A 14,333-nucleotide genomic window follows, 5' to 3' on the forward strand; every position below is an offset into this window, starting at 1 on the left:
GGGTTAGGGGTGGGTGCGAGCGAAGCGAGCCGTGCTGCCGCGAGCGGCGCTGACCCACCCTCGCTGCGACTAACCAGCAAGCTGGCAAGACTCGCTGGCCCTCCCGTTCAGGGAGGGGAGACTTTTACGCCTTCTCGAGCGTGCATTGCAGCGGGTGCTGGTTCTGCCGCGCGGCGTCCATCACCTGATTGACCTTGGTTTCGGCGACTTCATAGCTGAACACGCCGCACACGCCGACGCCCTGCTGGTGGACGTGCAGCATGACCTGCGTCGCCTGTTCGATGTCCATGTTGAAAAAGCGCTGGAGCACCATCACGACGAATTCCATCGGGGTGTAATCGTCGTTGAGCAGCAGCACCTTGTACATTGAGGGCTTTTTCGCCTTGACACGCGTGCGCGTGGCGATGCCGACGCCGGGGGTGCCGGGCGAGCCGTCGTCCTTGTCCGCCATGGCGCGGATCGGATGGAGGGTGGAAACTGGAAGCATCATGGGCAGGAATATCGCAAGCCGCGGGCGAAGCGCAAGAGGGCGGCGGCGCATTAACCCCCTTTTCGCGGGCTCATCGGTCGTCCGAAAAACAAGAACCGCCCGCTTCCTGGGGAAGCGAGCGGCCTTGGGGGTGTCGGCGCAGGCGGGGAGGGAGGGGGAATGCCCGCGCCAACGGAAGGTAAAGGCGCCTTAGGCGGCCTTCATCTTCGAAGTGATCACTGAAACGCGGTTCGAGATCGGCGCGAAGCTGTCGTTCGCCATCTTGACGACCAGTTCGCTGGTCTTCGAGGTCTGGGCGACAGCGGCGTCGAACGCCTTCTTGCTGTTTTCGGCATAGAGCTTGAAGAAGTCGGCCGGGGTCTTGACGGCGGTGTAGCCCTTCAGCGCGGCGGTGGTGTCTTCAAAGCTCTTGCGAGCGAAGGTGACGCCTTCCTGGCCCAGAACTTCCATGTTCTTGGCAGCGATCTTGCCGGCTTCGACGAGGGCTTCGACGTTCGCCTTGTTGAATTCGACGGCTTCTTCAGCGAGCTTGCTGGTCTTGCTCATCGCTTCCTTGGCCTTCTCGTTGAAGTCGGCGGTCAGGGCTTCGGTGCGGGTCTTCGCTTCGTCGGCGAACTTCTTGACGGTGTCGTTCATGGTCTTGATTCCTTTGCTGACGGCGGCAACCGGCTTCGGCGCGGCCTTGGGGGCAATTTTCGGAGCGATGTTCTTCACGGTCGCCTTCTTGGGGGCGACCTTCTTGGCGGCGGCCTTGGGGGCAGCAGCCTTTTTCGCAGCCGGCTTGGCTTTTGCCTTCACCGTCTTGATCTTGGCAGGGGCCGCAGCCTTTACCGCTGCGGGGGCAGCGACAACGGCGGGGGCGACCGGGGCAGCCGGAGTCGCCACCGGCTTCGGGGCGGTTTCCAGCGTCGCGGCTTCAAAAGCCTTTTCGGCACTATCCATCTTGGTAGCCATCGGGACAACTCCTTTTATGTTGCAGTGCACAATATAGGAGTGGCGCGGTGATTTCAAGGATATTTTTGTGCAGCGCACAAATTTTTATCGCCGTCCCCCGAAAACAGCCATAATCGTTAGATATTACCGCTGTTTGACATAGCGGCCCGGGGCGTCCTCGATCGCCTTTTTGGCGCCTTTTCCGGGGATGCGCGCGCTCTTGACCGGCACTTTTGCGCCATCCTGTGCCGAAATCCAGTCGATCCAATGCGGCCACCAGCTGCCCTTGGTCTCGGCGGCGCTCGCAACAAAATCGTCGAGCGTCGCGGCGTCGCTGTCGCCGGTCCAATATTGATATTTGCCTGCGGCAGGCGGGTTGACGACCCCGGCGATGTGGCCCGATCCGGCCAGCAGAAAGGTCTTGGCGCCGGACAGATTGTCCATCAACCGCCAGACGCTGGCGAGCGGGGCAATATGGTCCTCGCGTCCCGCCTGGACATAGGCGGGGGTTTCGATTTTTCTGAGGTCGATCGGCGTACCGCACGCCGACAGGCTGTTGGGAATAACCAGGCGATTGTCGCGATACAGGTCGATCAGATATTGCCGATGCCATTTCGCGGGCAGATTGGTGGTGTCGCCGTTCCAGTAGAGCAGGTCGAAGGGCGGATAGTCGTTGCCGAGCAGGTAATTGCTGACGACATAGTTCCAGATCAGGTCGCGCCCGCGCAAGCTGTTGAAGGTCGCCGCCATGTAGCGGCCATCGAGGAACCCAGGCGCCGACAGCTGCTGAAGCAAGGCGAGATAGCCGTCGTCGATGAACAGCTTGAGGTCGCCGGCCTGTTCAAAATCGACCTGCGCCGTAAAGAAGGTCACCGACTTGACCCGCTCGGCCTCGCCCTTTGCGGCCAATATCGCGAGCGTCGCGGCCAGCGTGGTGCCCGCGACGCAATAGCCGATCGTATGGACCGCGGGGACATCCAGCGCCGCGCGCACCGTGTCGATCGCATCGACCTGCGCCGCGATATAATCATCCCACACCACGTCCTTCATCGACGCATCGGCCGATTTCCACGACACCATGAACACCGACAGCCCCTGTTCGACCGCCCAGGCGACGAAGCTTTTGGCGGGGTTGAGGTCGAGGATGTAGAAGCGGTTGATCCACGGGGGGAAGATGAGGAGGGGCACGGCGAGCACCTCCTTGGTCGTCGGCGTGTATTGGATCAGCTGATAAAGGTCGGTTTCGTGGATGACCTTGCCGGGGGTGGTCGCGATATTCACCCCGACCTCGAACGCATCGGGATCGACGTGGGAGAGCTGCCCGCGCGACAGGTCGGTCAGCATATGCTGCAAGCCCTTGAGCAGGCTTTCGCCGCGCGTTTCGACCGCGCGCTTGATGACTTCGGGATTGGTCAGCGCCAGATTGGTCGGTGCCATCGCATCGGCGATGCCCTTCGCGGCAAATTCCATCTTGGCGCGCGCCGCGGGATCGAGCCCGTCGAGCTGGCGCGTCGTGGTCAGCATCTGTTCGGCGAGCAGGCCGTAGGTCTGGCGGATCATCGCGAACACTGGGTTCGCCGCCCAGTCGGGGTCGGCAAAGCGGCGGTCCTTTGCCGCCGCGGCATCGGGCGCCGCTGGGGTCATCGGGTTCAACGTCGCAAGCGAGGTCCAGAAGGCGACGCCCTGATCCCACATCTTTGACGATTGCTGCGCCCACAGCTGCGCCGCCGGGTTTTCAAGCCATGTCGACGGATGGAACATCGCCGCCGCACTGGTCTTGCCGTCGTTCGCCTGGCCCAGCGCATATTCGAGCATCATTTGCTGGGCGCGCCCGATCACGCTGGCCCAATGCTGCATGTCGTCGGGCGACGGCAGGAAGGGATTGGGCGCTTCGGTCGTGCCGTCTTGATCTGCCTGGTTCATGCTCGTTCCCGCTGGTCAGTGCCGTCAAACTGCCTATAACAAGCCGCGTCGCGACTTGCGACCGCTCATCGTACCGCAACGAAAAGGAGTTGTTCTAGTTTCCCATGTCCGAAGATGAATTCTATCGCATCAAGCGCCTGCCGCCCTATGTCATCGCCGAAGTCAATGCGATGCGTGCGGCCGCCCGCGCCTCGGGCGAAGACATCATCGACCTGGGGATGGGCAACCCCGACCTGCCGCCGCCGTCGCATGTGATCGAAAAGCTGTGCGAAGTAGCGATGAAGCCCGACGCGCACGGCTATTCGCAGTCGAAGGGCATCCCGGGGCTGCGCAAGGCGCAGGCCAATTATTACGCGCGCCGCTTCAACGTCGAACTCGACCCCGAAACCGAGGTTGTGGTGACGATGGGGTCAAAGGAAGGGCTCGCGAGCCTCGCGACCGCGATCACCGGGCCGGGCGACGTCGTGCTGGCGCCGAACCCGAGCTACCCCATTCACACCTTCGGCTTCATCATCGCCGGGGCGACGATCCGCAGCGTGCCGACGACGCCGGACGAAAATTACTGGCGCGCGCTCGACCGCGCAATGGCGTTCACCGTGCCGCGCCCGTCGATCCTGGTGGTCAATTATCCGTCGAACCCGACCGCCGAGGCGGTGGACCTGGCGTTTTATGAACGGCTCGTCGCCTGGGCCAAGGCGAACAAGGTCTGGGTGCTGTCCGATCTTGCCTATTCCGAACTTTACTACGACGGCAACCCGACCCCTTCGATCCTGCAGGTGCCGGGGGCAAAGGATGTCGCGATCGAATTCACGTCGATGTCGAAAACCTATTCGATGGCGGGTTGGCGCATGGGCTTTGCGGTCGGCAACAAACGGCTGATCGCCGCGATGACGCGGGTCAAATCCTATCTCGATTATGGCGCCTTCACCCCGATCCAGGCCGCGGCGTGCGCGGCGCTCAACGGGCCGCAGGACATCGTCCAGAAGAACCGCGAGCTGTACCAGAAGCGCCGCGACGTGATGGTCGAGAGCTTTGCCCGTGCCGGTTGGGACATCCCGAGCCCGAAGGCGTCGATGTTCGCCTGGGCGCCGCTTCCCCCCGCGCTGAAAGACATGGGCAGCCTGGAATTTTCCAAACAATTGCTCACCCACGCCGGGGTCGCAGTCGCGCCGGGCGTCGGATATGGCGAGGACGGCGAGGGCTTTGTCCGCATCGCGATGGTCGAGAATGAGCAGCGCATCCGGCAGGCGGCGCGCAACATCCGCAAATATTTCGTCTCGATGGGCATGAATACCCCGGCGAAGGCGGGATAATGCCGCGCGCGGGTTTCGAGCGCGTGGGTCGGATATTGACCACGGTCTTCGGGCTGGGTTTCGTCCTGATCGGGCTGCGCTATTTTCTCGATCCCGGCGCGCTGACGATCGAGACCGATGTTGCGATGCCGAGCACCAAGGCGGTGATGGAAATCCGGACCGTTTACGGCGGGATGTTCATCGGCGTCGGGCTGACGACCTTTCTGCTCGGGTGGCGGCGCGCGACGCTGGCGTCCGGCTTGTGGGTGCTCGTGCTGATCGGGGGGTGTGTCGCGGCGGCGCGGATCGCCGCGGTCTTGCTGGGGCAAGCGCCGGACGCACTATTCGCGGGCCTGCTGGCGGTCGAGCTGATCGGCGTCGCCATCGCGCTTTGGGTGCTGCGCGGCTTGGGCGCCGCGGAGCGCGCGGCATGAGCGCGACCGGCTCGGCGATGATCGCCGAGACCATCCAGCTGTCGGTGACCCCGGTGTTCCTGCTCGTCGCGACGGGCAGCCTGCTCAACGTCCTCACCGGCCGCCTGTCGCGTGTGGTCGATCGGTCGCGCGCGCTGATGGACCGCTGGTCGGAAACCGAGGGGCAGGAGCATGAGCGCGTCGTCGCCGAATTGCGCGCCGCCGACCGGCGGATGGACGTCATCAACAACGCGATCGCCGCCGCCGTCGCGTGCGGCATCGTCGTGTGCCTGCTCGTCGCGCTGCTGTTCGCGCAGGCGATCGCGGGGTTCAACCTGGGGTTGGCGGCGTCCTGGGCGTTCGCGATCGCGATGCTGCTCCTGCTCGCCTCGCTGGTACTGTTTCTGATCGAGGTGCGGATGGCGATCCGCAATATCCATGTGCCGATGGAATTGCTCGAGCTGGAGGAAATGGGCTGGAAGCGGCGGCGGGATAAACGCTAGCGCCTTACCACCCCTCTCTATTTCCGTTCGCATCGAGCGAAGTCGAGATGCCCATCGTGGGCGCGCTCCTTCGCGGTGTCTCGACTTCGCTCGACACGAACGGATTTCTAGGCTCGGCTAAGGATCGATACTCACCCGGTACGTCGGCGCCACCCGTTTCCGGCTCGCCTGTTCATAGGCATAGCCCGCCGCCAGCACGTCAGCATCGGCCCATCTCCCGCCGATAAATGACACCCCGATCGGCAGGCCCGCGACCGCGCCCATCGGCACGGTCAGATGCGGATAGCCCGCAACCGCGGGGAGCTGGCTGGCGCTGGGGCCGGTGTAGTGATCACCGTTCACCAGATCGCTCGTCCATGCGGGGCCGTTGGTCACGCCGACGAGCAGGTTGACGTCGTGCTCTTTCATCAACCGGTCGATGCCCTCGGCCCCCGCAAGTCGCGCCGCCTTGTCGCGCGCCGTCACATAGGCGGGGCTGTCGAGCCCGCCCTTGCTTTCCGCCAGCTCGAACAGCGACTGGTCGAACCATTTGAGCTCGGCGGGATTCGCCTTGTTGAAGGCGATCAGGTCGGCGAGCGTTTTCGGGCCGTCCCTGGCGGGCAGCCCCGCGAGATACGTCGCCATATCGGCTTTGAGCTCGGTCATCAGCACCTCGAACTCTGCGTCGCCCAGCTCTTCCAAGCCTTTGCGGCTGTCGGCAATTTCGACCACCGTCGCGCCCAGTTCGGTCATCTGTTTCAGCGCCGCATCGAACAGCGCGTCGATGTCGGCGCGGTCGCCGATGCGATCGCGCAGCACGCCGATGCGTTTGCCCTTCAGCGCATCGGGGGAGAGCGCCGCGGCATAGTCGGTCTTGCGCGCGTCGGCCTCGGCGGTGGCGGGATCGGCGGGGTCGCTGCCCGCGATGACGGTCATCACCAGCGCCGCATCGCGCACGGTCAGCGTCATCGGTCCTGCCGTATCCTGGCTATGGCTGATCGGGACAATATGCGTGCGGCTGACCAGCCCGACGGTCGGTTTGAAGCCGACGATGCCGTTGACCCCGGCGGGGCAGGTGATCGACCCGTCGGTCTCGGTGCCGATGGTGATCGGCGCGAGACTCGCCGCCGTGGCCGCGCCGCTGCCCGCCGACGATCCGCAGGTGTTGCGATCGAGCGCGTGCGGGTTCTTCGTCAGCCCGCCGATCGCGCTCCACCCGCTCGTCGAATTGTTCGAGCGGATGTTCGCCCATTCGCTGAGGTTCGTTTTGCCGAGGATCACCGCCCCCGCCTCGCGCAGTCGCGCCACCAGCGGCGCATCGCGGTTCGTGACATTGTTCTTCAGCGCCAGCGATCCGGCGGTGGTCGCCACCGGCCCCCTGGCCTCGATATTGTCCTTGATCAGGACCGGGATGCCATGGAGCGGGCCGCGCACGCGTCCGGCCTGACGCTCAAGGTCCAGCGCATGCGCCTGGCTCGTCGCATCGGGAAAGGTCGCGATAACCGCATTCAGTTTCGGCCCGTTGTCATCAAGCGTCCGGATGCGGTCGAGATAGGTTGCGGCGATGACGTCGCTGCCCACCCGCCGCTCGGTCATTTCGGCCTGCAACGTCGCGGCATCCTTGCCCTCGACCGGCGGCAGCGGCGGCGGCATGGCCATGGCCGGTATGCTCAGGGCGAGGGCGGTGGCGGCGAGCAGCGAGATTTTTTGCATGGGCCGCAGGCTGGCAGCCGTAGCGGCAATTGCAAGCGACGATTTTCGGAGCGCCGCAAGGGCGTTGACACCACTCCCCCCGGTCTGCTCCCATGGGCGCGGGAGATAAAAATGAACGATAAAGCTGCCTTGTCGCACGGCATCACCGCACCCGCCACCGGCGTTTCGGCGCAAACGCGGTCGATGCTGTGGATTCTGCTGATCGTCTATATCTTCAATTTCCTCGACCGGCAGATCGTCAACATTCTGGCCGAACCGATCAAGGCCGACCTGGGGCTTTCGGACACCCAGCTTGGCCTGCTCGCTGGTCCGGCCTTTGCGGTCTTTTACGCCCTGCTCGGTATCCCGATCGCGCGCTATGCCGATAAGGACGGCACGAACCGCGTGCGCCTGATCGCCATTTCGCTGGCGATCTGGTCGGCGATGACCGCGGTGTGCGGACTGGCACAGAATTTTGTCCAGCTGCTGCTGGCGCGGGTCGGGGTCGGGGTCGGCGAGGCGGGTTGCACGCCCGCCGCCCATTCGCTGATTTCGGACAGCGTACCGGCCGAAAAACGCTCGTCGGCGATTGCATTCTACGGCCTTGGGGTGCCGATCGGTTCGCTGCTCGGCCTGATCATCGGCGGGATCGTCAACGATCTTTATGGCTGGCGCGTCGCCTTGATGATGGTCGGCGCGCCGGGGATTTTGCTCGCGCTGGTCGTGCTGTTCGTGATGCGCGAACCGCGCCACAGCCGGTCGGACGAAGCGGTGGCGACAGCGCGCGGGGTCGTGCCGCTCTCGACCGGCGAGGCGCTGCGTGAAATATTCAGCTCGCGCGCCTTCATCTATATCCTGATCGCGGCGTCGGTTGTCGCGGTCCTCGGCTATGGCAAGGCGTTGTGGACGATCAGCTTTTTCATTCGCAGCCACGGGCTGTCGACGACTGAAGCAGGGCTGTCGATGGCGGTCGTGCTCGGGCTGGCGGGGGCGTTCGGTACCTGGCTGGGCGGCAAGATGGCCGACAAGTTCGGCCCGCGCGACAAAAAGCATCTGCTGACCTTTCCCGCTTATGGCATGGCGGTTGCGGCACCCATCCTGTTCCTCGGCTATTATATGGAGGATTGGCGCGTCGCGGTGGCGATGCTGATCATCCCGACGATCCTCAATTCGGCCTATTACGGCCCGGCTTATGGCTGTGTGCAGGGGCTGGTCCAGCCCCGCGCGCGCGCCGTCGCGGCGTCGATCATGCTGTTCGGACAGAATCTGATCGGGCTGGGGCTGGGGCCGTTCCTGTTCGGGGTGCTGTCCGATGCGCTCCAGCCGGTGGCGGGACAGGAAAGCGTGCGCTGGGTGCTGTATGGCGCGGCGTGGCTGGGGCTGATCCCGGCGTTCTTCTTCTGGCGCGCGAGTCTCAGGCTGAAGGCCGAGTTGAAGTCGGGTTAAATCTCAATGCCGTCATTGCGAGCGTAGCGAAGCAATCCAGGGCGGTTTACGCAGGCTCTGGATTGCCGCGTCGCTTCGCTCCTCGCAATGACGAATCAGTAGGGCGGGTCGACCTTTGCGCGCTGTGCTTTCGCAGCATCGACCCACCAGTTGAGATCGTCGGCAAAGCGCGGGAAGCTCTTGACCAGCCGCGCGCCGTCTTCGCCGGTCGGCTGACCATCGGCGTCGAACGCTCCGCCGATCCGTCCGACGGGCAGGATCGACGAGGTGACCGCCATCCCCATTTCGCCAAGCGTGTCGCGCCAGCCCATCATTGCGCGCACCCCCGACCACGGCCCCGCCGAGTAACAGGCGATCGCCGCGGGACGCCAGAACCATTCCTCGAGATAATGGTCGGTCAGGTTTTTCAGCCCCGGCTGCGGCCCCCAATTATATTCGCCGGTGACGAACAGAAAGCCGTCGGCGGCGCGGATCTTGGCCGCGAGTTCCGCCATCGCGGGCGGCGCCTCGCCCTTCGGATATTCCTTATACATGCGATCGAGCATCGGCAGGTCGACCGCCTTGGCGTCGATCAGTTCGGCGCTGTCGCCGCGCGCGATAATCGCATCGACCAGCCAATGCGCCAGCTTGATGCCCTGTCGGTCGCGGCGATAGCTGCCATAGAAGATGAGAATGTGGCGGGTCATGCGGCTATCGTGCCACGCGGATGCCCGAAACGAAAGGAGCGGCGCGCGGGATCAAGCGGTGCGCCCGATCAACGTTCCCTTGGCACCGCGCCGATCATAGGTGAAATCGATGTCGGGCCAGCGCGCCCGCCACCGCTTGGCGACCAGCCGTTCGCCGATCCGCGCTGCGTCGTCGAGCAGGATCATCGCGCCCGGCGCCAGCCGCGGGAACAGCGATTCGGCGGCGCCGCGCACCAACGGATGCAGCGCCCATGGCGGCCCGTCGATCACCAGCAAGCCGATGTCGGTGGGCAGGTCGGCCAGCTGATACCACAGCCCCGGCCAGTCGCCCGGCGGTGGCCCGAGCGGGGCGTGGCGCAGATCGGCGGTGGCGCCCTGGCTGGCGAGCCATTGGCCGGTGGCAGCGACAAAATCCTGATGCTGGTCGTAACTGATCAACCGGCCGCTGCCATGCATTGCCAGCGCTTTGGCGATCACCAGGCTGCTGGCGCCGCAGCCGAGTTCGACCACGGTCGCCGGGCGCAACATTTCGATCGCATCGACGATATGGGTCAGGAAGCGCGTATCGGCCTTCCAGCTGCCCAGATGCGGCAACGCATCGTCGGCCAAGTCGAGCCGGTGGAGCAGCGCCGCCTTGTCCGCTTTGCGGCCACCCCATAACGAGTGCAGCAGCCACGGCCATTGGATGGCGCCAAAGGCGATGACATCAAGCCGTTCGCGCAGCGGGCGCGGCAAGGCATCGTAGATGTCGGGACGGGCGAGGAAGTGCGTGGTGTCGCGGCTTGTCATCCCGACGCGGGTTAGCGGCGGGCGAAGGCAGTTCGGTGACAGCGGGGGAAACCGCGCCCAGTCGCCGCGCCGGTGCGACGACCAGCGCGGATCAGTCGCTGAACGGGTCGCGGATCAGGATCGTGTCCTCGCGTTCGGGGCTGGTCGACACGAGCGCGATCGGGGTTTCGATCAGTTCCTGGACGCGCTGGATATATTTGATCGCCTGCGCGGGCAGGTCGGCATAGCTGCGTGCGCCGGCGGTCGTTTCCTGCCAGCCGTCCATTTCCTCGTAGATCGGCTCGACCTCGGCCTGATCGGCCGAATGCGACGGGAAATAGTCGAGGATCTTGCCGCGCAGCCGGTATCCGGTGCAGATGCGGATGGTGTCGAAACCGTCGAGGACGTCCAACTTAGTGAGCGCGATGCCGGTGACCCCCGATACCGCGCAGCTTTGGCGCACCAGCACCGCGTCGAACCAGCCGCAGCGGCGCTTGCGCCCGGTGACGGTGCCGAATTCATGCCCGCGTTCGCCCAGCTTTTGCCCGGTCGCATCCTCGAGTTCGGTCGGGAAGGGGCCGCTCCCGACGCGGGTCGTATAGGCCTTGGCGATGCCGAGGACGAAACCGACCGCGCCGGGGCCGAGGCCCGAACCGCTCGCGGCGGTGCCGCTGACGGTGTTCGAGCTGGTGACGAAGGGATAGGTGCCATGATCGACGTCGAGCAACACCCCCTGCGCGCCCTCGAACAGGATGCGCGCGCCGGCCTTGCGGACTTTCTTCAGGCGCTTCCACACCGGCTGGGCATATTCGAGGACGTAGTCGGCGATTTCGGTGAGGTCTGCGACGAGCCGCTCGCGGTCGATCGGCGGCTCGCCGAAGCCGGCGCGCAGCGCGTCGTGATGCGCGGTCAGGCGGTCGAGCTGCGGTTCGAGCTTGTCGAGGTGCGCGAGGTCGCAGACGCGGATCGCGCGGCGACCGACCTTGTCCTCATACGCCGGGCCGATGCCGCGCCCGGTGGTGCCGATCTTGCCCGCGCCCGCGGCGGTTTCGCGCAGCGCGTCGAGATCGCGGTGGAACGGCAGGATCAGCGCGCAATTGTCGGCGATCGCGAAATTCTCGGCATTGATGACAACGCCCTGGCCACGCAGCTTGGTGATCTCGTCGCGCAGCGCCCACGGGTCGAGCACGACGCCGTTGCCGATGATCGACAGCGTGCCGGTGACGATGCCCGACGGCAGCAGCGACAGTTTGTACACCTGTTCGCCGACGACCAGCGTATGACCGGCATTATGACCGCCCTGAAAGCGCACCACGGCATCGGCGCGGCTGGCGAGCCAGTCGACAATCTTGCCCTTGCCCTCGTCGCCCCATTGCGACCCGATGACGGTAACATTTGCCATGATGCTGTCCTGCTGAACGAGGCCATTTGACCCGGCGCGGCCTTAGCCGATTTGGCTGGAGAGGCAAGCGCGCTGGGATGAATTTGCGACATTTGGGTCCGACAAGGGCAGCGCGCCGGGGGCGATGGAGGTGCAGATATGAGCAAGCGATACTGGATCGGTCTGTTCGCCGTGACTGCGGTGGTCGCCAGCGGTATGCCCGCAAGCGATGCGCGCGAGACGCTGCGCGACCGCCTGCGCGAACGGATGGCCGAACGCATGGGCGCCGAGGACGGCGTCAAGGTTCCGGGCAGCGAGACGATCGCCTATGGCAGCGACCCGCTACAGGTGCTCGATATCTGGCGCGCCAAGGGCGCCAAGGGACCGGCGCCGCTGATCATCTATGTCCACGGCGGCGGGTGGAAGCGCGGCAGCAAGGACAATGCGACCGGGCGCTTCAAACCGGTGCATTATCCGGCGCAGGGCTATGCCTTTGCCTCGATCAACTACCGCCTTGTCCCCACCGCGACGGTCGAGCAGCAGGCGGCCGACGTCGCGGGCGCGGTGAAGGCGCTGGTGGGTCGCGCCAGCGCGCTGGGCATCGACCGGCGGCGGATCGTGTTGATGGGGCATAGCGCGGGCGCGCATCTGGTCGCGCTGGTCGGGACCGACGAGCGCTATCTGAAGGGCGCCGGACTGTCCTTCGGCGACATCGCGGGGGTGATCCCCAACGATGGCGCGGCTTATCATGTCCCGGCGCAGATGAAGGACGGCCCGCCGATCATGCAGGCGACCTACAAACAGGCGTTCGGGACCGACCCGGCGCGGCAAAAGGCGCTGTCGCCGACCGCGCACGCTGCGGCGCCCAATGCGCCGGATTTCTTGCTGCTCTATGTCCAGCGCGCCGATGGGGTGCGGCAGGCGAAGGCTTTGGGGAGCGCGCTGGTCGCCGGCGGCAGCCGGGTCGAGCATGGCAGTTTCCCCGGCGAGGGGTTGAAAGGCCATGCCGAGATCAACCGCAGCCTGGGCGATCCGGCCTATGCGGCGACGGGGGCGGTCGATGCGTGGCTGAAGCGGGTGTTCGGCAAGTAACGATCGTCATTGCGAGCATAGCGAAGCAATCCAGAGCGGCTTGTCACGCCCTAGATTGCTTCGCTACGCTCGCAATGACGGAAAAAATAGCGGAACCATGAGGATATGTAGCCATGACCGACCCCGACGCCCCCTATCACGCCCATATCTATTACGACCCCGCCGAGCGCCCCGCGGCCGCCGCACTGCGCGACGGTTTCGGCGGCGACCCCGCGATCCTGTTCATTGGCGCGATGACCGAAGGCGCCGCCGGGCCGCATCCGATCGCGCAATATGAAGTGCATTTCCTGGCGCGCTCGCGCGGCGATGTGGTCGCGGCAATCGAAGCGACCGGGCTGCGTGCGCTGGTGCATCCGCTGACCGATGACGATGTGGCTGACCATACGACGCTGGCGCACTGGATTGGTGAGCCGGTCGAGCTCGACGTGACGGTGCTCGATCCGCCGGGGATCAATCAGGGGGTGCCGCGGTTCGGGATTGCGGATTTTTAGATTTTCAGCACGTCGGTTGAAAACCAATCCCGTTCGCATCGAGCGAAGTCGAGATGCCTATCGGTGGCACACGCCCTCCCGGTGTCTCGACTTCGCTCGACACGAACGGATTTGGTGGATGCCTCAAGCCTCGACCGGCCCGTCGCTGCCAAGCCGCCACCCACAGCCCAACGCCCGCGCATCGTCGGCGTCGGACAGCGCCGCGACCGTCTGCCAGTCATCGGCGCGCAGGCTGGCCGCGAGCGCCGGATCATGGCCGAGCGGCAGGAAGATGCGGCGGTCGCGGTCGTCTTCGGCGCCAAGGCCCGCGTCGATCAGCGGATCGGGATAAAGCGAAAAGCCGACCGCGGCTTCTTCCTGTTCGCCGACCGGGATCGCATAGCCGCCGCCGCGGCCGACCGCGTCGCCCTGGCCGGGAACGAAGATCTGGAACCCGAACCAGCTTTGATAGGCAAAGCCATGGCGCTCGGTCGGGTCGAGGGTCAGCGTCACGCGGTCGCGCACCGGTGCGGCGATCGCTTCGAGCGCATCGATGCGCGCCGTGAGTACGCCGCTGGTGTCAAAGGCGCGAAGGTCGGCGATCGCCTGATCGAACGGGCCGGTCGCACGGAGCAGCGGCAGATAGGCCTGTGCGCCAAGCCGGGTCAGGGCACCGGCATCTTTCGCATCGAGCTCGTCGCGCAGCTGCTGGATGTTGGTATCGACGGGCAGCGGGCCGTTCGCGAGCAGGTCGACGACGTCGGGCAAGGTGAAGTCGATCGTGACCGGACCGATTCCTGCGGCTTCGAGTGCGTCGATCGCGACGCCGACGATCTCGCGCGCCGCCGCGACGCTGTCGCTGCCGATCAGTTCGGCGCCGACCTGAAGCATCTCGCGTGCGGGGCGAAGCTGGCTGGCGCGCAGCTTCACCACCTGTCCGGCGTAGCAGAGGCGGAGCGGACGCGGAGCATTGGCGAGCAATGAGGTCGCGATACGGCCAACCTGTCGGGTGATGTCAGGCCGCAGCGCCAGCGTGCGCTGCGACACCGGATCGGTGAAGCGCAGCAGGTCGCGGGCGGTGCGATCATCGTCACCGCCCAGCGTCTCGCGAAATTCGGCGAGCGGCGGCGACACGCGGCCATAGCCGTGCGCGCGCATCGCATCGACGAGCGCGCGCGTGACGCGCGACGCCGCCTCGGCCTGTTGGGGCAGGCGATCGCGGAGGCCTTCGGGCAGCAGGGCAGGGGTGCGAGGCATCGGTGCGG

The 14,333-nt window shown here is 65.4% G+C and carries 14 protein-coding genes; 6 read left to right on the forward strand and 8 right to left on the reverse strand.

The window, feature by feature from the left end; translation table 11 throughout:
- Positions 1 to 124 precede the first annotated feature (124 nt).
- The 3 genes from clpS to phaC all read right to left on the reverse strand — a co-directional run bounded on the left by clpS (position 125) and on the right by phaC (position 3,346).
- The gene (gene clpS / locus FFS68_RS12685; protein ID WP_171003866.1) at positions 125 to 490 is read right to left on the reverse strand and encodes an ATP-dependent Clp protease adapter ClpS; all 366 of its coding nucleotides are present in this window, start codon (positions 488 to 490) and stop codon (positions 125 to 127) included.
- Positions 491 to 679: 189 nt separating this feature from the next.
- Complete coding sequence (locus FFS68_RS12690) at positions 680 to 1,501, reverse strand: phasin family protein (protein ID WP_249340147.1); 822 nt, start codon at positions 1,499 to 1,501, stop codon at positions 680 to 682.
- A 66-nt stretch (positions 1,502 to 1,567) separates the two neighbouring features.
- On the reverse strand, positions 1,568 to 3,346 hold the full coding sequence (phaC, locus tag FFS68_RS12695; protein WP_137753574.1) for a class I poly(R)-hydroxyalkanoic acid synthase: 1,779 nt from the start codon (positions 3,344 to 3,346) through the stop codon (positions 1,568 to 1,570).
- Between the two features lie 104 nt (positions 3,347 to 3,450).
- Here phaC and FFS68_RS12700 point away from each other — a divergent pair, with 104 nt between their 5' ends.
- Genes FFS68_RS12700 through FFS68_RS12710 form a run of 3 tightly spaced genes read left to right on the forward strand, consistent with a single transcriptional unit; the run spans position 3,451 to position 5,554 of the window.
- Complete coding sequence (locus FFS68_RS12700) at positions 3,451 to 4,659, forward strand: LL-diaminopimelate aminotransferase (protein ID WP_137753575.1); 1,209 nt, start codon at positions 3,451 to 3,453, stop codon at positions 4,657 to 4,659.
- Positions 4,659 to 5,072 carry a DUF4345 family protein gene (locus FFS68_RS12705; protein ID WP_137753576.1) on the forward strand — a complete coding sequence of 138 codons (414 nt, stop codon included), beginning with the start codon at positions 4,659 to 4,661 and terminating at the stop codon, positions 5,070 to 5,072. Before FFS68_RS12700 ends, FFS68_RS12705 begins: the two co-directional genes overlap by 1 nt.
- The gene (locus tag FFS68_RS12710) at positions 5,069 to 5,554 is read left to right on the forward strand and encodes a DUF2721 domain-containing protein (protein ID WP_137753577.1); all 486 of its coding nucleotides are present in this window, start codon (positions 5,069 to 5,071) and stop codon (positions 5,552 to 5,554) included. The genes FFS68_RS12705 and FFS68_RS12710 overlap by 4 nt, the downstream gene beginning before the upstream one ends.
- A gap of 117 nt (positions 5,555 to 5,671) precedes the next feature.
- Here FFS68_RS12710 and FFS68_RS12715 read toward each other — a convergent pair whose 3' ends face one another.
- Positions 5,672 to 7,246: an amidase gene (locus FFS68_RS12715; RefSeq protein ID WP_137753578.1), complete on the reverse strand. Its 1,575-nt coding sequence runs from the start codon at positions 7,244 to 7,246 to the stop codon at positions 5,672 to 5,674.
- A gap of 111 nt (positions 7,247 to 7,357) precedes the next feature.
- Between FFS68_RS12715 and FFS68_RS12720 the strand changes: the two genes are divergently transcribed.
- Positions 7,358 to 8,671 carry an MFS transporter gene (locus tag FFS68_RS12720; RefSeq protein ID WP_137753579.1) on the forward strand — a complete coding sequence of 438 codons (1,314 nt, stop codon included), beginning with the start codon at positions 7,358 to 7,360 and terminating at the stop codon, positions 8,669 to 8,671.
- A gap of 95 nt (positions 8,672 to 8,766) precedes the next feature.
- Here FFS68_RS12720 and FFS68_RS12725 read toward each other — a convergent pair whose 3' ends face one another.
- From FFS68_RS12725 to FFS68_RS12735, 3 genes are all read right to left on the reverse strand, one after another.
- The gene (locus tag FFS68_RS12725; RefSeq protein WP_137753580.1) at positions 8,767 to 9,357 is read right to left on the reverse strand and encodes an NADPH-dependent FMN reductase; all 591 of its coding nucleotides are present in this window, start codon (positions 9,355 to 9,357) and stop codon (positions 8,767 to 8,769) included.
- A gap of 51 nt (positions 9,358 to 9,408) precedes the next feature.
- A complete protein-coding gene (locus FFS68_RS12730; RefSeq protein ID WP_137753581.1) occupies positions 9,409 to 10,146 on the reverse strand; it encodes a class I SAM-dependent methyltransferase in 738 nt (245 codons plus the stop codon).
- Positions 10,147 to 10,237: 91 nt separating this feature from the next.
- Positions 10,238 to 11,527, reverse strand: a complete 1,290-nt coding sequence (locus FFS68_RS12735; RefSeq protein ID WP_137753582.1) for an adenylosuccinate synthase — start codon at positions 11,525 to 11,527, stop codon at positions 10,238 to 10,240.
- A gap of 138 nt (positions 11,528 to 11,665) precedes the next feature.
- Here FFS68_RS12735 and FFS68_RS12740 point away from each other — a divergent pair, with 138 nt between their 5' ends.
- Together FFS68_RS12740 and FFS68_RS12745 are read left to right on the forward strand one after the other, a co-directional pair.
- The gene (locus FFS68_RS12740; RefSeq protein ID WP_137753583.1) at positions 11,666 to 12,598 is read left to right on the forward strand and encodes an alpha/beta hydrolase; all 933 of its coding nucleotides are present in this window, start codon (positions 11,666 to 11,668) and stop codon (positions 12,596 to 12,598) included.
- Positions 12,599 to 12,711: 113 nt separating this feature from the next.
- On the forward strand, positions 12,712 to 13,089 hold the full coding sequence (locus FFS68_RS12745; RefSeq protein WP_137753584.1) for a DOPA 4,5-dioxygenase family protein: 378 nt from the start codon (positions 12,712 to 12,714) through the stop codon (positions 13,087 to 13,089).
- A gap of 123 nt (positions 13,090 to 13,212) precedes the next feature.
- On the opposite strand, the gene FFS68_RS12750 is transcribed toward FFS68_RS12745, so the two are convergent.
- Positions 13,213 to 14,325, reverse strand: coding sequence for an ATP phosphoribosyltransferase regulatory subunit (locus tag FFS68_RS12750; RefSeq protein ID WP_137753585.1), 1,113 nt, complete (start codon positions 14,323 to 14,325; stop codon positions 13,213 to 13,215).
- Positions 14,326 to 14,333 lie beyond the last annotated feature (8 nt).

Origin of the sequence: Sphingopyxis sp. L1A2A, assembly GCF_005502465.1 — a bacterium.
GTDB lineage: Bacteria > Pseudomonadota > Alphaproteobacteria > Sphingomonadales > Sphingomonadaceae > Sphingopyxis.